Source organism: Fictibacillus sp. b24 (assembly GCF_030348825.1).
Lineage (GTDB): Bacteria > Bacillota > Bacilli > Bacillales > Fictibacillaceae > Fictibacillus.
Window position 1 is genome coordinate 1,195,708 of record NZ_JAUCES010000005.1, and the last position, 20,212, is coordinate 1,215,919.

Sequence of the window (20,212 nt, forward strand, 5' to 3'; positions counted from 1 at the left end):
ATCAGGGGTTTCTTTACTCTTATTAACGAGAGTAGAATTCAACGATAAGCTGTTCAGTGATCTCAGCTGGAAGTTCAGAACGCTCTGGTAAACGAGTGAAAGTACCTTCCATTTTGTTTTCATCAAACGTTAAGAAATCAGGTACGAAGTTGTTTACTTCGATAGCTTCTTTAATAGCTGAAGAGTTGCGAGATTTTTCACGAACACCAACTACATCGCCAGCAGATAGACGGTAAGAAGCGATGTCAACACGCTTTCCGTTTACTGTGATGTGGCCGTGGTTTACTAATTGACGAGCAGCACGACGAGTACGAGCAAGACCAAGACGGTAAACTACGTTGTCTAAACGAGATTCTAAAAGAACCATGAAGTTTTCACCGTGGATACCAGCCATTTTACCAGCATCATCAAAAATGCGGCGGAATTGACGCTCGTTTACACCGTACATGTAACGAAGTTTTTGCTTCTCTTGTAACTGTAAACCGTATTCAGAGATTTTTTTACGTTGTGTAGGACCGTGTTGTCCTGGAGCGTAAGGACGCTTTGATAATTCTTTTCCTGTTCCGCTTAGAGAAATTCCAAGACGACGGGAAACTTTCCATGTTGAACCTGTATATCGAGCCATAATTGACTCCTCCTTCACGTGTTTGTTTTGTGTTAAAACAATAACAGTGACTATGACCTTTTCATAAGCCTATTTTGTATAAAAAACAACTTCACTTCAGCAGCCATGAAGCTACACGATGTTCCCAGATTACAAAAATCAGGGTACAAATAAAACAAATGATGGACACAGTGCCGCTTATTTTACACAAAGAACAGTATAAACTTTTTTCTCTAGCTATGTCAACTATATCACAAATACATAGAACATTTTTCGGGACAAATTGTAAATTGTCTTCAAATTCTATATGATAGTATTAAGAAAGCGCTTACATTTTAAAACGCCCTAAAAGGAGAAGTAAAAATGGACACAAAACGCTTTGAAACAGAAGTGATTCACAAGGGATACAATGCTAATCAGCATAGCGGAAGCCTGTCACCTCCGATTTTTCAGACATCTACGTTTGTCTTTGATCGTGCTGAAACAGGTGCTGCACGGTTTGCTGGAGAGCAGGAAGGTTATATATATTCGAGACTGAGCAATCCGACAGTTGCGATGTTAGAAGAACGGATTGCGGCTATGGAAAATGGAGAAAAAGGACTTGCATTTGGATCAGGAATGGCTGCAGTATCTGCCATTTTACTTGGTTTGACCAAAACGGGGGATCATATTCTTTGTTCTGAAGGAGTGTATGGATGTACGTTTGGACTTCTGAAGCTTATGGAGGAAAAGTATCACATTACACATAACTTTCATCCGATGAACGATGAAGAGTCCATCCGATCAGCGATTACCGATCATACAACAGTAATTTATATTGAATCACCCATTAATCCAACAATGAAGCTTGTTGATTTAAAAATGGTAGCTGCTATTGCTAAAGAATATGGAATACCTGTTGTAGTTGATAATACATTTTCATCACCCTATCTTCAGCGTCCGCTTGAATTAGGGTGCGATGTGGTAATACACAGTGCTACTAAATATCTATGTGGGCATGGTGATGTGATAGGTGGTCTTGCCGTAGGTAAAAAAGAGCTGATGAGTCATCTAGCCATGACAACACAAAAAGATATTGGCGGCGTCATGTCACCGTTTGATGCTTGGCTGCTTCTTCGTGGAATAAAAACACTTCCTGTTCGAATGGATCGTCACTGCGATAATGCAAAAAAACTGGCGAATTTATTAAAGGAACACCATTCTGTAAGTAAAGTATTATTCCCAGGTGATTCAGATTTCCCGCAATATGAGCTTGCGAACAGACAGATGTCAAATGCAGGCGGATTAATAAGCTTTGAGGTAAAAGGTGACAAGGCAACGGCTCAGAAGTTTATGAATTACTTAAAACTAATTAAGATTGCTGTAAGCCTTGGTGACGCAGAAACACTTATTCAGCATCCTGCTACGATGACACATGCTGTTGTGCCAGAGGTAAACAGAGTACAGATGGGGATCAGTGATCAACTGCTACGCTTGTCTGTAGGTCTTGAAGCATGGGAAGATATTTGGGCTGATTTAGAACATGGATTGAATCAATTGTAATCAAAAAAGCACTGTGCTATTGACTGCACAGTGCTTTTACTTTAGCTACGAAATTAAATATACTGAAGTAAAATTTCACAGAATTTCTCTAAGTTTTCACGATCAACCTCATCAAACCGTGCTTTTTCAGGACTGTCAATATCTAGAACCCCTAAAAGGTTTCCGTCTTTTACAAGAGGTACGACGATTTCGGATTGAGAAGCAGCATCACATGCAATGTGACCAGGGAATTCGTGAACATCCTTTACAACCAGTGTTTCCTGATTTTGAGCTGACGTTCCGCACACACCTCTGCCAAGAGGAATTCTGACACATGCAGGCAGTCCTTGAAACGGGCCTAATACTAATTGATTAGAACTTTCTTCAAAGGTATAAAATCCTACCCAGTTTACTCTGTCTAGAAATTGGTTTAATAGTGCTGAAGCGTTCGCAAGATTTGCGGTTGCATTTGTTTCTCCTTCTAACAATGCAGATAGCTGTTTAAATAAGAGAGAGTACGCTTCATTTCTGTTTGTACTATATTGTTGAACGGAAAACATCAAGATTCCTCCAAACCTGATAAATTGTTTATTCTATCCTATCAAATAATGTTGAACTATACACCCAAAAGCCCTTATTTGTCGAGCGATTATTAAAGGTTTATGTCTGCCGCCCAAGAATTTTATACAAAGAGGAAAGGACGGTGGAATAAAGTGAAGGCAGATCCAATGGAAACAAAACTTAAAATAGCTGAAGCAGCTATTGCTCTGTTTACAAGCCAAGGGTTCAAAGGAACAACCGTCAGGCAAATAGCGAAAAAAGCAGGAGTGAACCTTGCATTGATCTCGTACCATTTTGGAGGGAAGAAAGGGCTTCTCGAAGAATTGATCACTTCATTTTTTGAAGGATATATTAGAAGAATTGAAATCATTTATCATACATCGAGTTCACCAACCGTTAAAGGAAGTTTTATCGAAGTGGTTGAAGCCTTATTGATCTATCAACAAAGAAATCTTCCTCTTGCCCGATTTGTCTATCGTGAAATGACACTTGATTCCACTTTAGTTCGAGAACTCATGTCTACGTATTTAGTTAAGGAAAAATATTTTCTGCAAACACTGTTTGAAAGAGGCATGAAGAAAAAGGAATTCAGAAGACAGCCTGTGGACTTTTTAACCATTCAGTTTAAGGATATGATGATGCTTCCTTTTCTTCACCCTTTATATTTGGCAGAAGTGTATCAGATATCTGCAGAGACGGAAACATTTATCCAGCCTTATAAAAAATGGATGGTGAACTGGTTTGATAAGTGTGTTTGCCAGCCTGAAAGAAAAAATCCCCTGCTATCTGCCGTACAGAAGCCCCTATTCGGCTCTATTCAGGAGAAGTGGGGAAGTTAATGCTGCAGATGGAACCAGCTGATGAAATCCTTGACCGAGTCCCTTAGCGCTATGGGCATCCGACCCGTAAACGAGAGGGATTTTTCTTTTTTGAGCTTCCTTTACGATCCAGTTAGATGGATAAGGTTCTAGGCAGTACGGTTTGACCGCACCTGCACCGTTATAATCAAGGGACAAGCTGCGTTCAGACACGGCGGTTAAAACATCATTTATCTCCTTTTCAATGCTGAATTCAGCTGGAAAGAGTGTCTGGAATTTTTTTGCAAGTGTTATATGACCTATTCTTTTTGGCTGAAACTTCCCAAATGAATGTACAATGGATTTTTTTACTGTTTCAAAATATAAAGAATAGAGAGAAGATAGGGTTCCCGTTTTATTGATCATTTCTTTAAAGACTTTCTCGTCATAATCCATGCAATAGTAGTTTTCTTGAATCTGCAAAAAATGAACGGAAAGAATGGCATCGTCAAGCTCAGCCCAAACTTCTTTAAGTAACTGGCCGGTCTCCTCTTCATAGCCATCTATAAAATCCACTTCTAACCCTGTATATATTTCAATTTCTTTTTCATAGAATTTTTTTAATTCTTTAATTTGTTCAAAGTAACTCCCTAACTGATCGTAAAGCATGGCACTGTCTTTAGTTGGAGCAGGATCTGTGAATGTTTTAGGTAATGGGGCATGTTCTGTGAACGTAATGCCCTTTATGCCAAGAGAAATAGCTCTTTCGATATACATTTCTAATGTGTCTTTTGATCCGTGTGGACAAAAGGGGGTATGGACATGACCATCATAATACATCCTTTTTTCTACTCCTTTCGACAATTTCTTCATTAATTTGGAAAAAAAATATCAGATTATGCAATTTTTTTGCGTCAAATGTTTGTTTACATGTTATCATAAAAGCATTAAACTGCAATTTTACAGATGTATAATTTAAAAGTGATTGTTAAAAAGAAATTACATACTTAATACATAATACAATTGATTGAGAAATTTTGAACAGATAGAAAGGGTGCCTCTGATGATATACATAGTCATTGCCATAGTTACATTCCTAGCATTGATCCTTTACGGTACCATGTCACGCCGGAGAATTTATAAAGAAATTGACCGACTGGAAGCATGGAAAATGCAAATTATGAATCGCCCATTAACAGAAGAGATATCAAAAGTGAAGGGTATGGCGATGATTGGTGAAACGGAAGAGAAATTCGAAATGTGGCGTCAAGAATGGGACGAGATGGTAACAACACACCTTCCGAATTTAGAAGAAAATTTATTTGATGCTGAAGAGTATACAGATAAATACCGTTTTAAAAAAGCTCGTACTATTCTATTGGGCGTTAACCAATCTTTAGAAAGAATGGATACGAGAATCAAAGAGATAACTTCTGAAATTAATGAGTTAGTGACGAGTGAAGAACTGAATCGAGAAGAAATCGTCGAAGCAAAAGAGAAGCTTCAGGAAACGAAAAAGTATTATTTAACTCACATCCGAGCTCTCGGTCAGACAGCACCAATTTTTGATAAGGAACTTGATGAAATCAAATCTTTATTTGAAACATTTGAATCTCTGACAGTTCAGGGGAGCCACCTTGAAGCAAGACAAAGACTTGTAGAAAGCTTGAACAGAATTTCTGTATGTAAAACAAAGATGCAAGGTGTACCAGAGCTGCTTGTAATCCTTCAATCAGATATTCCCAATTCCCTTAAAGAACTAAGCGCTGGTTTTACTGAGATGGAGCAGCAAGGCTATGTTCTTCATCATATCGGAATCGAGAAAGAAATCAGTTCATTAAAAGAACTAAACGAACAAGCCTTAAACAAAGTGTATGAGCTTGAATTAGATTCTGCTCAGAAAGACTTGGACGAAACCGTTCAAAAGATGGATCAATTATATGAGATGCTAGAGAATGAGGTTCATTCTAAACAATATGTTCTGAAAGAAAGAGAAGTCTTTTTCTCAAATATTGAAGACCTTCATGACCGAATTGAAAACCTTAAGCATGAAACTCAAATCGTTTCTTCTACCTACCTAATTGAACAAAATGAAGCTGACATGCAAAAGAAAATAGAAAAACTTTTCCATAAGCTGCAAAGCCGATTCATCATCATTGAAGAGTCGATCGATGAAAGAAGAGAATCCTTTTCAGTCATCCGTGAGATGATGGAAGAGATGCAGAAACAGATGGAAGAACTTCAACGTTCTCAAAAGGTCTATGAAGAGATGCTTCATAATCTTAGAAAAGATGAGTTAGATACGAAACAAAACTTGAAAGAATTAAGAAAAAAGCTTTTAGAAGCAAGAAGAATGGTTCAAAAAAGCAACTTGCCCGGACTTCCGGAACACTATTTGATCACGATCGGAAAAGCAGAAGAATATATCATTGAAGTTTCAAAAAAACTTGATGAAAAACCACTTGAAATGTCTGATGTTTCGTATGTGCTAAATAAAGCACATGAAGCTGTAAACGAAGGCTATGAAGAAACGTCTCAGATGATTGAAAACGCATATCTAGCGGAGAGACTGATTCAATATGGAAACAGATTCAGAAGCTCTTATCAATCTGTATCCATTCGATTGATTGAAGCTGAAATCGCTTTTCGAAATTATCAGTATGAAGATGCACTTCAAATCGCAGCATCCGCAATAGAAAGTATACAGCCAGGAATTCTAAAAGAGATGGAAATTAACTTAAAGTCACACGTATAAAAAACTGTCAGGTACTATTCCTGCAGTTTTTTTGCTGTTCAAAAAGATTGAATCTTTAAGGGTTAACAAAAACTATATAAAATGTGAAGATGCGCACCATATCTAAATTATGGTATGATAATGAAATGTGTGTTTAGATACGGTATGGAATGGATAATTGGAGGATTCAAAAATGATTTATTTGGATAATAGTGCAACAACAAAGCCTTATAAGGACGTTCTTGATACTTTTGTCACGGTGTCTGAAAAATATTTTGCTAATCCATCTTCTCTGCATTCTAAGGGAGGAGAAGCTGAGAAATTGCTTGGACAAGCAAGAAAGTCAATTGCTCAGTTACTGGAAGTTGCGCCATCAGAAGTTATTTTTACTTCTGGAGGAACAGAAGGCAACAATATCGCAATTAAAGGAATTGCTTTTCAGCATCAAAATCGAGGCAAACATCTTGTTACCACTTCTGTTGAGCATGCATCTTCATTTGAGTCCTTTCAATATTTAGAATCAAAGGGTTTTGAAGTAACTTACCTGCCCGTCAATCATGAGGGCTTAATTTCTATAGAAGATCTTGAACGTGCGATACGACCTGATACGATACTTGTATCTATTATTCATGTGAATAATGAAACAGGAACGATACAGCCTTTAGAGCAGATAGGCAAGATGTTGAAACAACACCGAAAGATCTTTTTTCATGTGGACAATGTGCAGGGTGTTGGCAAGATCGACCTTCCACTAAAGGAATATGGAATAGACTTATGCACGATATCCGCACATAAAATTCACGGCCTAAAAGGGAATGGTGTTCTTTTCGTGAAAAATGGCGTGTCTTTATCTTCTTTATTTACAGGCGGAGAGCAAGAATTAAAGAAAAGAGCAGGAACAGAAAACGTTGCTGGGATTGTAGCGATGGCGAAAGCACTAAGACTAATCCTTCAGGAGATGCAAGATAAGAAAAAGGATTTGCTCACAATTAAACAATTTATGCTTGAAGAATTGAAGAAGATAGAGGGTGTTGAAGTTAATACACCAGAGCATCACTCAGCACCTCATATTATCAATTTTTCCGTTCAAGGCATTAAACCAGAAGTTCTTATTCATTCTCTTGATAAAAGGGACGTTTATGTGTCTACGCGTTCTGCTTGCTCATCGAAACAAGGCGGAGCCAGCCGCATCCTCATTGAGATGGGATTAGGTGAACAACGGGCATCCACTGCTATCCGAATGAGCACTTCATATGAAAACACAATGGCAGAGGCAAAACGTGCGCTTGAGATATTGAAAGAAGAAATAATAAATTTTAAAAAGGTAATGAGGTAATGAAGATGATTTATGATCATTTAGTAGTGCGTTATGGAGAATTATCACTAAAAGGGAAAAATAGAAGACATTTTGAATCACAGCTTTTTGAGACAGTTAAAAGAAAGATGCGGCCATATGGCGATTTGAAAATGGCTAAACTTTTTGATCGGATTGTTATTGAATTAAATGGGCACGCGTATGAACCTATTGTTAAATCGCTTCAGGATATTTTTGGTATCCATTCGATTAGTTTAGCTGTAAGAGCTGAAAACGATCTAGAAGAAATACAGAAAGCTGCACTAGTGGCACTTAATGAAGCAATTGAAGGTAAAAAAACGTTTAAAGTAACAGGAAAACGATCTTTAAAGTCATTTCCTGTTAACTCGATGCAACTCAACCAAGAAGTAGGAGGATACCTTTTAAGAAACACAGAAGGTATAACGGTTGATGTTCATAATCCAGAGGTCAATGTAAAAGTAGAAGTGAAAGATACAGGGACTTACATCAGCTCTAAATCTTTTGAAGGAGCTGGAGGTCTGCCAATCGGTGTCGGAGGTAAGGCGATGCTGATGTTATCAGGCGGTATCGACAGCCCTGTTGCTGGATATTTAACAATGAAGCGCGGTGTTCGTATTGAAGGTGTACATTTCCACAGTCCGCCTTTTACAAGTGAGCGCGCAAAGCAAAAGGTAGTTGACCTAACGCAAGAACTCACTCGCTATAGCGGAGGAAAGATCAAGCTTCATGTTGTTCCTTTTACTAAAATTCAGCAAACGATAAAAGATAAGATTCCTTCCAGCTACAGCATGACAATCATGAGACGTGTCATGCTTAGAATTACGGAACGATTAGCAGAAAATAACCATGCGATGGCTATTGCGAACGGAGAGAACCTTGGTCAAGTAGCGAGTCAGACGATGCACAGCATGTATGCGATTAATGAAGTAACGAACTTACCTATTCTGCGCCCGGTTATTACGATGGACAAACTTGAGATCATGAATATCTCGCACAAGATCGGAACCTATGAGATCTCAATTCGTCCATATGAAGATTGTTGTACCATTTTCTTGCCATCAGCTCCGAAAACAAAACCGAAGCGAGAAAAAGCGATTCAATTCGAGAAAAATATTGAAAACCTTGAAGAATTGATCGAGGAAGCAGTTAACACTGTTGAAACGCTGATTCTTGAAGAAGGAAAATCAACTGACGAAACGTTTGATGATTTGCTTTAAAAAATGAAAATTATCTTCATTGGTGTTGTTTTAGTATTAGCAATGGTGTTCTTGAAAGCAGTTGATCTCCGTTCCAGGTTGCTCGCTTTCCGCGGGGCAGGCGGTGAGCCCCTTGCCGCTTTGCGGCCTTAAGGGTCTCACCTGACCGCTTGTCCCGCAGGAGTCTCGCACCTTACTCTCCAATCAACTTGTTATTGAAGAAGTAACAGATTAGAAAGAAACACCTTGATGAAGAAATTCATAAACACCTAATACCCGCAGGAGTCTCGCACCTTACTCTCCAATCAACTTGTTATTGAAGAAGTAACAGATTAGAAAGAAACACCTTGATGAAGAAATTCATAAACACCTAATAACATGTAGCGCGTGAATTCTGGCACGCTTCAACTTTGAAAAAAATTCAGCAACAAGATACTAACCAGGTGAAAAAGTCTGCACATTGTGCGGGCTTTTTTTTATTTAAGAGCTGTTGCTTTTGCATTGGATGGTATCTTCTTTGTAAGTTGATTGGAGCGCAAGGTTGCCGACTCCTATGGGACGAGTTGTCAGGTGGAGACTCCTAATGGCGCAAAGCGGCAGGAGGCTCACCGTTCGCCCCATGGAAAGCGAGCAACCTGGAGTGGAAATCAACTGCTTTCAAATGCCTTCTTTTTTAATACAAACCAAAATGGCAACACACACAACAATTTCCAAGAATTGAATCGGCCATTTAGACACACATTATTAGTACAAAGGAGGTGAAACAACATGGCAAACCAAAACCAATTAGTAGTACCAGGTGCACAACAAGCTGTAGACCAAATGAAGTATGAAATCGCTTCTGAATTCGGTGTGAACCTAGGACCAGACAGCACTTCTCGTGCTAACGGATCTGTAGGTGGAGAAATCACTAAGCGTCTAGTAGCTCAAGCTCTAGGTGGATACTCAAAATAAATAGTAAATGGCTAACGGAGCGGGTTGTCCCCGCTCCTTTTTATTTCGGTTTATAATGACTTAATTTTATAAATTTTCTAAAATATATTATAATGGAGTTGATCAACACGAATATATCGAAAGGGTGACTGTAACATGAATTTAATTGCTCCGAATGTTTATAACTTAACAGAAGAAATGGAAAAATACGCTATAAACCCTGATAAAAAAGCTTTAATCTGGATGGATGAAGAAAATGCAACCGAGGAGATCACTTACAAAAACCTTTTAGATAGAGCTAATCAAATTGCAAATTCATTAGAAGAGTTAGGGCTCACAAAAGGTGACCGTGTACTCATCATCATGCCTCGATTAATTGAAACGTATGCCGTTTATATTGGCTGCTTAAAAGCAGGCATTTCTGTTATACCTTGTTCTGAAATGCTAAGAGCCAAAGATTTAAGTTATCGGGTGCAGCATAGTGGAGCAAAGGCAATCATTGCAGATTATCGTTTTACAGAGCAAGTGAATGATATCAAAGACGACCTGCCAACTCTTACATATAAAATTAGCGCTAACGGAGAAACGGATAACTGGCTAAGCCTTCAAGCCATAACGAATAATGTAAGCGCTTCCTACAAAGCACCTGAAACCTCTAAAGATGACATGGCTTTCTTATCTTACACATCGGGTACTACTGGACAGCCTAAAGGTGTTGTTCATACACATGGCTGGGCATATGCTCACATACGTACAGCTGCTAAAAGCTGGCTTAACATTTCAGAGAATGACAAAGTTTGGGCAACAGCAGGCCCAGGCTGGCAAAAATGGATTTGGAGTCCCTTCTTATCAACTTTAGGTACTGGATCAACAGGATTTGTATACCAAGGAAAGTTTGATCCGCAAAAATATTTAACGCTTTTGCAAGACCAGCAAATATCTGTTTTATGCTGTACACCTACAGAGTATCGATTGATGGCTAAAGTGGATAACTTAGATCAATATCGTTTGCCGCATTTAAGAAGTGCCGTATCTGCAGGCGAACCACTAAATAGAGAAGTTATCGATACGTTCGAAAAGTATTTCCGTGTCAACGTACGTGATGGATATGGACAAACTGAAAATACATTGTTAGTCGGAACAATGGAAGGCATGGAAATCAAACCTGGATCTATGGGCAGACCAACACCGGGGAATGATGTGGAAATTATTGATGAGAATGGAAATCCTGTAGGTGCAGGAGAGGTTGGAGATATCGCTGTTCATAAAAATTGCCCGGCTCTTTTTAAAGAGTATTACAAAGATCAGGATCGAACAATGATGGCTTTTCGAGGAGACTATTATGTAACAGGGGATAAAGCCAAAAAAGATGCTGACGGCTACTTTTGGTTTGAAGGCAGAGGTGATGATATCATCATTTCATCTGGATATACGATTGGACCATTTGAAGTAGAGGATGCCCTTGTAAAGCATTCAGCTGTTAAAGAGTGCGCTGTAGTTGCAAGCCCTGATGAAATAAGAGGACATATTGTTAAGGCCTTTGTTGTACTTCGCGACGAGTCAGCTAACAAGGATATCTTAACAAAAGAACTGCAAGAACACGTAAAGCAGCTTACGGCACCATATAAATATCCAAGGTCGATTGAATATGTAAGCGATCTTCCAAAAACAACGTCTGGAAAGATTCGGCGTATTGAACTTCGTCAGTTAGAAGCTTCTAAATCAAGATGATTTCTTTTGAAAAGCAGATATTCATCTGCTTTTTTGCTTTGATAAAAGTTATACTTATTTTTAGAAAAAGTGTTTAGTTAAAGGTGGTAATTTAACGTGGGAACTTTGTTTCATAATGGGAAGATTTGCACGATGGTAACTGAAGGTGAATTTTGCGAAGCGGTATTTGTGGAGAACGGTTTGATCACCGAAACCGGGACTGAAAAAGAATTAACAGACAAGTATTTCGAAAGCATTATCAAGAAGATTGATTTACAGGGAAATATCATGTACCCGGGGTTTGTAGATAGTCATCTGCATTTGATTGGTCATGGTGAGAAATTAATTAGATTAGACCTCTCTGAAATGAAGTCCGCTGAAGAGATGGAAAGCGCACTCCGAGAGAAGGTAAACACACTTGATTCAGATGAGTGGCTGATCGGTGAAGGCTGGAATGAGAATAATTTTATCGACCGTAAAATTTTTCACAAAAATGAGCTGGATGCGATATCAGAAGGTCGCCCTGTTCTCCTATCAAGAGTTTGCCGTCATGCATTTTTAGCCAATTCTAAAGCGCTTGATTTAGCAGGGATTACAAAAGAAACACCTGATCCTGCAGGTGGAATTATCGTAAGGGACAGCAATGGTGAACCAACTGGTTTATTACATGATACTGCCGCAGAGCTTGTTAAGAAAGTGGTTCCAGAAGTATCTCAAGAGTATTTAAATCGAGCTCTGAAAACTTCTGTTCAGCATCTTCATTCACTAGGTATTACGGGAGGGCATTCGGAAGACTTAAGTTATTATGGTTATGTTGAAAGACCGTTAAAAGCTTATAAGTCTGTAATAGAAGAGGAACGTTTAAAGTTTCGTGCTCATCTTTTAGTCCATCACGAAGCACTAAACGACTTTAAAGAAATTAAACAAGACTACCAAATACCTTTTGTAGAATATGGTGCTTTGAAAATTTTTGCAGATGGAGCTTTCGGTGGCCGCACAGCTTGGTTGTCTCAGCCATACAATGATGCTCCTGAGACATCGGGAGTATCCATACATGAAGATGAGGGATTACTACAACTTGTTCAAATTGCTCGAGAAAATAGCATGAATATTGCCGTACATACTATTGGGGATATGGCTCTTAAGCAAACGATTGCTGTTATAAAAAAGTGTCCGCCCAAAAAGGGAAGAGATCGTCTGATACATGTTGGACTCGTTGATGAAGAATTGATTAAAGATATGAAGCAGCTTTCAGTCATTTTGGATATACAGCCTGGTTTTGTTGCTTCAGATTTTCCTTGGCTGATTGAAAGGCTTGGAACAGACAGAATTCCGTATGCTTTTCCATTTAGAACATTAATTGATGAAGGGTTAATTTGTGCAGGTGGCTCGGATGCTCCAATTGAACCTGTTAATCCTCTTCTTGGAATCTTTGCTGCTGTAGCACGAAGGAAGCCAGGAGAGAATCACGAAGGATATGTACCACTGCAAAAATTAACGATGTACGAAGCAATTGGCATATATACATCCGGCAGTGCTGCTGCAATTATGCAAGAGCACCATAGAGGTTTGATTAAAGAAGGATATATCGCTGATTTTACTGTTTTAGATCGAGATTTATTTCAAACGCCAATAGACGATATTCTCGATGTTAATGTTGTATATACGATTGTAGACGGTGACATTGTTTACGAGAAAACTACGTAAATTCAGTCAATCAATCACTTCAAAGATTACGAAATTAATCAAAATGAAAAAGAGTATGCGGAGCGCATGCTCTTTTTTGTTTGATAAGGAAATGACAGAAACCAACAAAGAACTCTGGTTTTTTACTGATTTTATTAGAGAAAGCTTCTTCTTACTTTATGCCAAAACGAATTGTCTTTTAATTTTACTGTCTTGATCCGTTTATCTGTTAGTTCGAAACTTAGTTTTTCACAGTGTTTAATGCTCATCGCCTCATTATCCATTCCAATAATCGGATAATGGCTATTGTCATGTTTAATCATAAGTGTCATTTTGCGGTTATCACTTAACAAGAATGAGGAGCCGAGGGTACGGTAGTGATTATTATTTAAAGAAGCAAGTTCACTGATCTGATAACAAGCGAGCATAGGGTCTACAACCGCACCGTTTACAGATTTATTGTATGCCGTACTGCCTGTTGGCGTTGAAATGATCAATCCATCACCACGGAACGTTTCAAAATACAAGTCATCAATAAACACATCAATCTCAAGAGTTCGAATAATAGAAGAACGAAGAGAACATTCATTTAAGCAATAGAAGGATCCTTGTCCATCAATATTTACCGATAAAGCGGGATACTTCCTAACTTCGATCTGCTCATTTTTCATCGCTTCTATCATACCTGCTTGATCGTCAATGTGAAAGTCGCAATAGAATTCAGATTCTAATGTGCTTACTCCTACGTATAGACAATCATCTCTGAAACCAGTTTTGCGTACAGCTTGTAAGAAAGAGCCATCGCCACCTATGCTTGCAATAATATTCGCTTCTTTTTCATTCTCAACAACTTCGAATCCTTCAGATATCGCAAGTGATTTTAAAAGCTCAGTCTTCTCTAGAATCGAATCTTCCTTTTTGTAAAAAAAGAAAATCTTATTGCGCACAGTCATACCGTATTCCTCCTTAAATCCTTCTGCTTCATTATTGTGTTCTGAATTTTATATTGAAATTCCTGTTTCTATTGTAACAGACATCAACAGAGTTTAGATTAAATAACCTCTGCCCATAATGAAGGAATAGAAGGGAAGAGTCGTATGAACTGGATTTTGCTTATTATCGGTATTCTCGTTTTTCTATTGGTCTTATTATGTGTATCAACCATTCATATCTCGGTGTATTTTGTTCACCGTAATGACAATAGTGATATTACCGTTACATTGAGAATGTATCGTTTTATAAAATACAAAATGAACGTGCCTCTTATTAGTATAGATGCACAGGACCATTCGATTAAAATTAGAGAAGAAAAACAAGGGACGATGGGACAGAAAAAAGAAAAAAAGAAAAAAGTGTCCTTTCGCCAATTGAAAAATCAATATGTAAGCTTTAAAAAAATGCTTAGTCATATTCATCACTTTTATAAAATTCTTGCTGCTTTTTTGAAAAAAATAAAAGTAAAGAAGGTGGAATGGCATAGTGCGGTTGGACTTGGAGAAGCTTCCTCTTCTGCTATCGCTGCAGGTACAGTATGGGGATTTAAAGGAATTGCTCTTCAAGTAATGCATACTTTCTTTAAGCTGGAAGGAAATCCGAACATATCTGTCGTTCCGGTTTTTCAAGGCATGCACAGTGAAACGCGGTTCTCTTGTATGTTTTCATTTAAAATCGGGCATGCTATTGTCGTTATGTTAAAAATCTTAAAGTCCTGGCGAATGTCAAGTCGTTCAGCTAAGGTGAATTCTGAATATATGACTGGAGGCATGTAAAAATGAGTGAACATCCAATCCAGGGTTTAATGAAAACCGCGATGGAAAATTTAAAAGAAATGATCGATGTGAATACGATTATCGGTGATCCGGTAGAAACCCCTGACGGCAGTGTGATTTTAACTGTATCAAAGGTAGGGTTTGGGTTTGCTGCAGGCGGAAGTGAGTTTGGGAATCAAGAAGAATCATCACGTGCATCAACTCAGCAAGGGACTTCAAGTCAATCGAAAGAGATGCCGTTTGGCGGAGGAAGCGGGGGAGGAGTTTCAATCACTCCAATCGCATTCCTTGTCGTAAGCAACACAGGGATTAAAACGATTCACTTAGATAATAGCACACATTTATATGAGAGAATTTTAGATCTAGCTCCTGGTGTAATTGATAAACTGCAGCATATTATGAATAAAAATAAAAACAATCAAGGGCCATCAAGTACACAAAATCATGAGTTTTAAAAAAGCTAACATCTCGTTAGCTTTTTCTTCTGCATTGCTTTAAGATGAAAGGGAAAGTACATATTATTATTTCTTTGAGGAGGAGTATGAATCATGAGCGTAACATTTAAAGAAAAACCAGTTACATTACTAGGAAACGAAGTAAAAGTAGGGGACCAAGCTCCCGATTTTAAAGTGTTGGCAAACGATATGTCAGAAGTAACTCTAGCTGACTCAAAAGGAAGCGTACGTTTAATTGCCGCTGTACCTTCTGTTGATACAGGTGTTTGTGATGCTGAAGTTCGTCGTTTCAATGAAGAGGCATCAAAGCTCGATAACGTAAAAGTGTTAACCGTTTCAGTGGACTTGCCTTTCGCACAAAAAAGATGGTGTGCTGCAGCTGGCATTGAAAATGTTCAAACTCTTTCTGATCATCGTGACCTTTCATTCGGTAAGGCTTATGGCGTTGCGATAGAAGAACTTCGCCTTCTTGCGAGATCTGTTTTTGTTATCGATAGCTCAGACAAGATCACTTATGTGGAATATGTTAGTGAAGTAACGAGTCACCCTAACTACGAAGCAGCAATCGAAGCGGCTAAAGCTGCAAAATAAGCAATCAGACATCTCCGGTAGAGCCAATACATACCGGAGATTTTTATTTGTATCTGTTAACAATTCAGTTGTTACACGAAATCAATCATTTATAAAAACAAAAGTATAATAAATAACCTGAAAAACGTTAACCATTGTATTTTTTAGCTTGGATTTGCTAAAATGTTTCCTGTGTAAACTTAGGAGGAAGCGGATATGAGTTCTTTTAAAGATGTAGAAAAATTGTTTGTAACGATGGATAATACAGCAACGGCAATCAAGGATAAACTTGACCTGCCTTATTTAGATGCACTTGTCGAAACGGGAGAGAACCTGTTTTTTCAGGAGATACCAAAAGAGTACCCTAAAGAATTAACGAATGTTTTAACGGATGAATACAAGAAGATTAACTTAACTGAATTCGGCAAAGAAGAAACGCGTAAAGCGTTTCAGCTCGCAGTATTAAAAGGGATGAAAGAAGCTGTTCAGCCTCATCATGCCATGACGCCAGATGCTGTTGCTTTATTTGCAGGCTATCTTGTTCAAAAGTTTGCTAATAAATCCGAAACCCTAACCCTTTTAGACCCTGTAGTGGGCTCAGGGAATTTGATAACAGCTGTCATGAACCAGCTTAAAGATAAAGAAACAGTTGCTTTTGGAGTAGAAGTAGATGAAACACTTTTACGATTAGCTTGGGTAAATGCTAATATACAAAAACATAAAGTAGAGCTTTTTCATCAAGACGTGATCAAGCCGCTTTATGCTGATCCGGTTGATGTGGTGATTGCAGATCTGCCTGTTGGCTATTATCCTGACGATGAAAGTGCAAAAGCATTTAAGGTCCATGAAAAAGAAGGTCATACATTCGCGCATCATCTAATCATTGAACAAGCGATCCATCACTTGAAAGAAGCAGGTATAGGCCTATTTATTGTACCGAACAACATTTTTGAAAGTGAACAAGCTGAGCTGCTTAAAGCGTGGATGAAAGAAACAGTCACGGTATTAGGGCTTTTACAGCTTCCGGAATCATTATTCAAATCTGCTGTTCACGCCAAAAGCATCCTAATTCTGCAAAAGAATGGAGAAGGAGCTATAAAGCCTAAACAAGCGATGCTTGCTCAGCTGCCGTCCTTCTCGAACAAAAATGGATTAGGAAATGTCATGGAACAGATGAATGATTGGTTTAAAACAGAATGGGAACGTGAAAAATAACAGCGTGGGATAAAACCTATGCTGTTTTTTTATGTGTTTGCAAACGGATTCAAGTCTGAATTGCATGAATATAAGGTGTAAGCGTTTTACAACCTTGATATTAACAATGGGCAGTGTTTAAATAAGGAAGGATTATAGTATCAAATGAGACAGAAGTGTGCTGACTGCATCCTTCTTTTTCATTGAATATGAAGGAGATGGCTATTTTGGCTAAAATTATTGCAATTAATGCCGGAAGCTCGTCCTTAAAATTTCAGTTACTTCAAATGCCTGAAGAAGAGGTACTGACAAAAGGACTTGTAGAACGTATCGGATTAAACGACTCAGTTTTCACGATCGAAGTAAATGGTGAAAAAGTAAAAGAAATTAAAGATATTCATGATCATTCAGAAGCAGTGTCTATGCTTTTAGATAAATTAGTTAAACATAACATTATTTCTTCCCTTGATGAGATCGAAGGAATTGGCCACCGTGTCGTTCATGGCGGAGAAAAGTTTAATGATTCTGTTCTTATCACAGATGAGATATTAAATGAAATTGAAGAGATTTCATATCTTGCGCCATTGCACAATCCAGCCAATGTTGTTGGAATTAAAGCGTTCAAAACGGTATTGCCTGATGTACCTGCAGTTGCCGTTTTTGATACAGCTTTCCATCAGTCCATGCCTGAAAAATCATTTTTATACAGCCTTCCATACGAATATTACGAAGAGTATGGTATTCGTAAATACGGATTCCACGGAACAAGTCATAAATATGTTTCTGAAAGAGCAGCAGAGCTTCTTGGACGTCCGGTTGAACAGCTTCGTCTTTTATCTTGCCATTTAGGAAACGGTGCAAGCATTGCAGCGATCGAAGGTGGAAAATCAATTGATACCTCTATGGGTTTCACACCTTTAGCGGGTGTTACAATGGGAACTCGTTCAGGTAACATTGATCCATCATTAATCCCTTATATCATGCAAAAGACAGGTCAAAGTGCTGAAGAAGTAATTAATGTATTGAACAATAAGAGTGGAATGCTAGGTGTTTCTGGATTCTCTTCTGACCTTCGTGACATCGAAAGTGAAGCTGAGAAAGGGAATGAACGTGCTGAACTTGCTTTAGAAGTTTTTGCTAGCCGTATCCATAAATATATCGGTTCTTATGCAGCAAGAATGGCAGGCATTGATGCAATTATCTTCACAGCTGGTATCGGTGAAAACAGTACGGCAGTTCGCGAGCGTGTACTTCGCGGATTAGAATTTATGGGTGTGTATTGGGACCCTGCTCTAAACCAAGTTCGCGGTAAAGAAGCATTTATCAGCTATCCTCACTCTCCAGTAAAAGTAATAGTCATTCCTACGAATGAAGAAGTTATGATTGCTCGAGATACGATGCGTATTGCGATGTAATTTTATAAAACAGCCTTTTCATGCCCATGCATGTAAAGGCTGTTTTTTTATTTGAAAATGCTCTGTAAAGAAGGAAAACAGATTGTTATAGCGTAAACCCTTTTATGTACTTAAAATAGTGTGCACCTATATGAGGGAGTTCTGTCTGATGTACAAAAAGGAACAATATTTATATGCTAAAGATAAAAATGTAAAAGCAAAAGTGCGTAATTATGATAAAGAGGATATTTCTGAGCTTATGAAAATCCAACGAGAAAGCTTTCCTCCTCCTTTTCCTTCTGAACTATTGTGGAATGAGAAGCAGCTGCAAAACCACATCACGCTTTTTCAGGAGGGAGCATTATGTGTGGAGATCGATGGAGTATTGGCAGGCTCAATAACAGGGCTGTTAGTGAATTTTGATCCTAGTCATCCTCGCCATACTTGGGAAGAGATAACGGACAGCGGATATATCTCAAATCATGATAACAATGGAAAAACGCTTTATGTTGTTGATATATGTGTCCGTCCTGCATACAGAAAATTGAACCTTGGCAAGCTCTTGATGCAATCATTATATGAAACCGTTGTTCATCTCAAATTAGAGCGTTTGTTAGGCGGAGGCAGAATGCCCGGGTATCGAGAGCATTCAAACAATCTTTCACCACAAGCATATGTTGAGAGAGTAGTGGAAGGAAGCATGTACGATCCAGTCATTTCGTTCTTGTTGAGATGTGGCAGAACGCCGTTAGAATTGGTTCCTGATTATTTAGAGGATGAGGAGTCATGCAATCATGCTCTTCTCATGGAATGGAGAAATCCTTTTAACGGATAAGGAAAACCTGTTGTTTTTTTACTTCAAGGAAAGATTATAATACACTATAAAAAAAGGATTTTAAGGAGGAGAAGTATGCCGTTAACAGAGCGTGAAGAGCAAATTTGGGAAGAAATCAAAGCCTGGGAAGATGATTTTTTTACATATGAACCAACAGATTTTGGCCGTACTTATGAAAAATGGGCAACGCGACAAATGGATCTTCTGTCTGAAGAGATGCAGGAGACAATCGGAGAATATGTGGATTCTGTATTGTTCCATATTCATGCTCTTATACAAAACTCTCAATTCCAGTTAGATACTAAACAAAGAATCCTTTCTGAGGCAAGAGTATTTCGAGATGATATTCTTGAGATTGAAGATTTAAAGAAGTGCTCGATCGACCAATTATCTTATATGGCAGATCAACAGATCGCCCGAAACCGCCTTCTTTCCTTTTCTCAAGGCGGACTTGCCGGAACGGGTGGACTTCTCTTTTTAGGAACAGATCTACCAGCAATGGTGGCACTCGGAATTCGTTCAGTTCAATCGATCGCCATGCATTATGGATATGACATTCAAAGACCTGCTGAAATGATGAGATCGCTAAAAGTCTATCATGCAGCTACTATGCCAAAACGCTTTCAGCAAGAGAAATGGGACGAGCTAATGGCAGAGATTCGAGAAGAAGAAGATCCTATTTTTTATGCTGGGAAAGATGTTATTGCAGATATCTCGTGGATGTCTCACCCGATTCAGCAAGCGGTTAAGATGATGGCCATTCTTCTTCTTAGAAAGAAGCTGACACAAGGATTGCCTATTTTCGGTATGGCTTTGGGGGCTGTCATGAACTATCAGCAATCTAGAAAAATTACAGAAATCGCACACAAGTTTTATCAAAAACGATATCTTTATGAAAAATATTAAGAAACAGGTGT

The 20,212-nt window shown here is 38.4% G+C and carries 21 protein-coding genes; 17 read left to right on the forward strand and 4 right to left on the reverse strand.

Features of this window, described 5'->3' with window-relative positions:
- Positions 1–22: 22 nt before the first annotated feature.
- The gene (rpsD, locus tag QUF49_RS06035) at positions 23–625 is read right to left on the reverse strand and encodes a 30S ribosomal protein S4 (RefSeq protein ID WP_289494825.1); all 603 of its coding nucleotides are present in this window, start codon (positions 623–625) and stop codon (positions 23–25) included.
- A gap of 342 nt (positions 626–967) precedes the next feature.
- On the opposite strand from rpsD, the gene megL reads away from it, so the two are divergent.
- Positions 968–2,146: a methionine gamma-lyase gene (megL, locus tag QUF49_RS06040; RefSeq protein WP_289494826.1), complete on the forward strand. Its 1,179-nt coding sequence runs from the start codon at positions 968–970 to the stop codon at positions 2,144–2,146.
- 53 nt (positions 2,147–2,199) lie between these two features.
- Here the strand turns inward: megL and QUF49_RS06045 are convergent, their stop codons facing one another.
- On the reverse strand, positions 2,200–2,685 hold the full coding sequence (locus QUF49_RS06045) for a GAF domain-containing protein (protein WP_289494827.1): 486 nt from the start codon (positions 2,683–2,685) through the stop codon (positions 2,200–2,202).
- A 168-nt stretch (positions 2,686–2,853) separates the two neighbouring features.
- Between QUF49_RS06045 and refZ the strand changes: the two genes are divergently transcribed.
- A complete protein-coding gene (refZ, locus tag QUF49_RS06050) occupies positions 2,854–3,525 on the forward strand; it encodes a forespore capture DNA-binding protein RefZ (protein WP_289494828.1) in 672 nt (223 codons plus the stop codon).
- On the opposite strand, the gene hisJ is transcribed toward refZ, so the two are convergent.
- Positions 3,490–4,356, reverse strand: coding sequence for a histidinol-phosphatase HisJ (gene hisJ, locus QUF49_RS06055; protein WP_289494829.1), 867 nt, complete (start codon positions 4,354–4,356; stop codon positions 3,490–3,492). The genes refZ and hisJ overlap by 36 nt on opposite strands.
- Before the next feature lie 190 nt (positions 4,357–4,546).
- Between hisJ and ezrA the strand changes: the two genes are divergently transcribed.
- The 8 genes from ezrA to QUF49_RS06095 all read left to right on the forward strand — a co-directional run bounded on the left by ezrA (position 4,547) and on the right by QUF49_RS06095 (position 13,099).
- Positions 4,547–6,238 carry a septation ring formation regulator EzrA gene (ezrA, locus tag QUF49_RS06060; RefSeq protein ID WP_289494830.1) on the forward strand — a complete coding sequence of 564 codons (1,692 nt, stop codon included), beginning with the start codon at positions 4,547–4,549 and terminating at the stop codon, positions 6,236–6,238.
- Positions 6,239–6,410: 172 nt separating this feature from the next.
- Positions 6,411–7,553, forward strand: a complete 1,143-nt coding sequence (locus QUF49_RS06065; protein ID WP_289494831.1) for a cysteine desulfurase family protein — start codon at positions 6,411–6,413, stop codon at positions 7,551–7,553.
- 5 nt (positions 7,554–7,558) lie between these two features.
- The gene (thiI, locus tag QUF49_RS06070) at positions 7,559–8,770 is read left to right on the forward strand and encodes a tRNA uracil 4-sulfurtransferase ThiI (protein WP_289494832.1); all 1,212 of its coding nucleotides are present in this window, start codon (positions 7,559–7,561) and stop codon (positions 8,768–8,770) included.
- 3 nt (positions 8,771–8,773) lie between these two features.
- Positions 8,774–8,902, forward strand: coding sequence for a hypothetical protein (locus QUF49_RS06075; protein ID WP_289494833.1), 129 nt, complete (start codon positions 8,774–8,776; stop codon positions 8,900–8,902).
- Positions 8,903–9,277: 375 nt separating this feature from the next.
- Entirely contained in the window at positions 9,278–9,511 is a 234-nt protein-coding gene (locus QUF49_RS06080) for a hypothetical protein (protein ID WP_289494834.1), read from the forward strand.
- A 6-nt stretch (positions 9,512–9,517) separates the two neighbouring features.
- Positions 9,518–9,703, forward strand: coding sequence for an alpha/beta-type small acid-soluble spore protein (locus tag QUF49_RS06085; protein ID WP_066243771.1), 186 nt, complete (start codon positions 9,518–9,520; stop codon positions 9,701–9,703).
- A gap of 135 nt (positions 9,704–9,838) precedes the next feature.
- A complete protein-coding gene (gene mbcS / locus QUF49_RS06090) occupies positions 9,839–11,413 on the forward strand; it encodes an acyl-CoA synthetase MbcS (protein WP_289494835.1) in 1,575 nt (524 codons plus the stop codon).
- A gap of 96 nt (positions 11,414–11,509) precedes the next feature.
- Entirely contained in the window at positions 11,510–13,099 is a 1,590-nt protein-coding gene (locus QUF49_RS06095) for an amidohydrolase (RefSeq protein WP_289494836.1), read from the forward strand.
- A gap of 134 nt (positions 13,100–13,233) precedes the next feature.
- Here the strand turns inward: QUF49_RS06095 and QUF49_RS06100 are convergent, their stop codons facing one another.
- Positions 13,234–14,031: an NAD kinase gene (locus QUF49_RS06100; RefSeq protein ID WP_289494837.1), complete on the reverse strand. Its 798-nt coding sequence runs from the start codon at positions 14,029–14,031 to the stop codon at positions 13,234–13,236.
- A 144-nt stretch (positions 14,032–14,175) separates the two neighbouring features.
- On the opposite strand from QUF49_RS06100, the gene QUF49_RS06105 reads away from it, so the two are divergent.
- The 7 genes from QUF49_RS06105 (at position 14,176) to QUF49_RS06135 (ending at position 20,201) form a co-directional block, all read left to right on the forward strand.
- On the forward strand, positions 14,176–14,847 hold the full coding sequence (locus QUF49_RS06105) for a DUF2953 domain-containing protein (protein WP_289494838.1): 672 nt from the start codon (positions 14,176–14,178) through the stop codon (positions 14,845–14,847).
- A gap of 2 nt (positions 14,848–14,849) precedes the next feature.
- On the forward strand, positions 14,850–15,302 hold the full coding sequence (gene ytfJ / locus QUF49_RS06110) for a GerW family sporulation protein (protein WP_289494840.1): 453 nt from the start codon (positions 14,850–14,852) through the stop codon (positions 15,300–15,302).
- Positions 15,303–15,392: 90 nt separating this feature from the next.
- On the forward strand, positions 15,393–15,893 hold the full coding sequence (gene tpx / locus QUF49_RS06115; protein WP_289497588.1) for a thiol peroxidase: 501 nt from the start codon (positions 15,393–15,395) through the stop codon (positions 15,891–15,893).
- 195 nt (positions 15,894–16,088) lie between these two features.
- Entirely contained in the window at positions 16,089–17,087 is a 999-nt protein-coding gene (locus QUF49_RS06120; RefSeq protein ID WP_289494842.1) for a class I SAM-dependent methyltransferase, read from the forward strand.
- A gap of 206 nt (positions 17,088–17,293) precedes the next feature.
- Complete coding sequence (locus QUF49_RS06125; RefSeq protein WP_289494844.1) at positions 17,294–18,481, forward strand: acetate kinase; 1,188 nt, start codon at positions 17,294–17,296, stop codon at positions 18,479–18,481.
- A gap of 148 nt (positions 18,482–18,629) precedes the next feature.
- A complete protein-coding gene (locus QUF49_RS06130) occupies positions 18,630–19,295 on the forward strand; it encodes a GNAT family N-acetyltransferase (RefSeq protein WP_289494845.1) in 666 nt (221 codons plus the stop codon).
- Between the two features lie 75 nt (positions 19,296–19,370).
- Positions 19,371–20,201 (forward strand): EcsC family protein, encoded by an 831-nt coding sequence (locus QUF49_RS06135; protein WP_289494846.1) that lies wholly within the window; start codon positions 19,371–19,373, stop codon positions 20,199–20,201.
- The last annotated feature ends 11 nt before the right edge of the window (positions 20,202–20,212 follow it).

What these genes read in the sequence shown, in the direction of transcription:
- QUF49_RS06045 (WP_289494827.1), bottom strand. Translation starts at nt 2,685, where the DNA reads ATGTTTTCCGTTCAACAATATAGTACAAACAGAAATGAAGCGTACTCT.
- QUF49_RS06130 (WP_289494845.1), top strand. Translation starts at nt 18,630, where the DNA reads ATGTACAAAAAGGAACAATATTTATATGCTAAAGATAAAAATGTAAAA.
- ezrA (WP_289494830.1), top strand. Translation starts at nt 4,547, where the DNA reads ATGATATACATAGTCATTGCCATAGTTACATTCCTAGCATTGATCCTT.
- megL (WP_289494826.1), top strand. Translation starts at nt 968, where the DNA reads ATGGACACAAAACGCTTTGAAACAGAAGTGATTCACAAGGGATACAAT.
- QUF49_RS06100 (WP_289494837.1), bottom strand. Translation starts at nt 14,031, where the DNA reads ATGACTGTGCGCAATAAGATTTTCTTTTTTTACAAAAAGGAAGATTCG.
- QUF49_RS06085 (WP_066243771.1), top strand. Translation starts at nt 9,518, where the DNA reads ATGGCAAACCAAAACCAATTAGTAGTACCAGGTGCACAACAAGCTGTA.
- ytfJ (WP_289494840.1), top strand. Translation starts at nt 14,850, where the DNA reads ATGAGTGAACATCCAATCCAGGGTTTAATGAAAACCGCGATGGAAAAT.
- thiI (WP_289494832.1), top strand. Translation starts at nt 7,559, where the DNA reads ATGATTTATGATCATTTAGTAGTGCGTTATGGAGAATTATCACTAAAA.
- QUF49_RS06065 (WP_289494831.1), top strand. Translation starts at nt 6,411, where the DNA reads ATGATTTATTTGGATAATAGTGCAACAACAAAGCCTTATAAGGACGTT.
- QUF49_RS06105 (WP_289494838.1), top strand. Translation starts at nt 14,176, where the DNA reads ATGAACTGGATTTTGCTTATTATCGGTATTCTCGTTTTTCTATTGGTC.
- QUF49_RS06135 (WP_289494846.1), top strand. Translation starts at nt 19,371, where the DNA reads ATGCCGTTAACAGAGCGTGAAGAGCAAATTTGGGAAGAAATCAAAGCC.
- rpsD (WP_289494825.1), bottom strand. Translation starts at nt 625, where the DNA reads ATGGCTCGATATACAGGTTCAACATGGAAAGTTTCCCGTCGTCTTGGA.
- hisJ (WP_289494829.1), bottom strand. Translation starts at nt 4,356, where the DNA reads ATGAAGAAATTGTCGAAAGGAGTAGAAAAAAGGATGTATTATGATGGT.
- mbcS (WP_289494835.1), top strand. Translation starts at nt 9,839, where the DNA reads ATGAATTTAATTGCTCCGAATGTTTATAACTTAACAGAAGAAATGGAA.
- QUF49_RS06075 (WP_289494833.1), top strand. Translation starts at nt 8,774, where the DNA reads ATGAAAATTATCTTCATTGGTGTTGTTTTAGTATTAGCAATGGTGTTC.
- refZ (WP_289494828.1), top strand. Translation starts at nt 2,854, where the DNA reads ATGGAAACAAAACTTAAAATAGCTGAAGCAGCTATTGCTCTGTTTACA.
- QUF49_RS06120 (WP_289494842.1), top strand. Translation starts at nt 16,089, where the DNA reads ATGAGTTCTTTTAAAGATGTAGAAAAATTGTTTGTAACGATGGATAAT.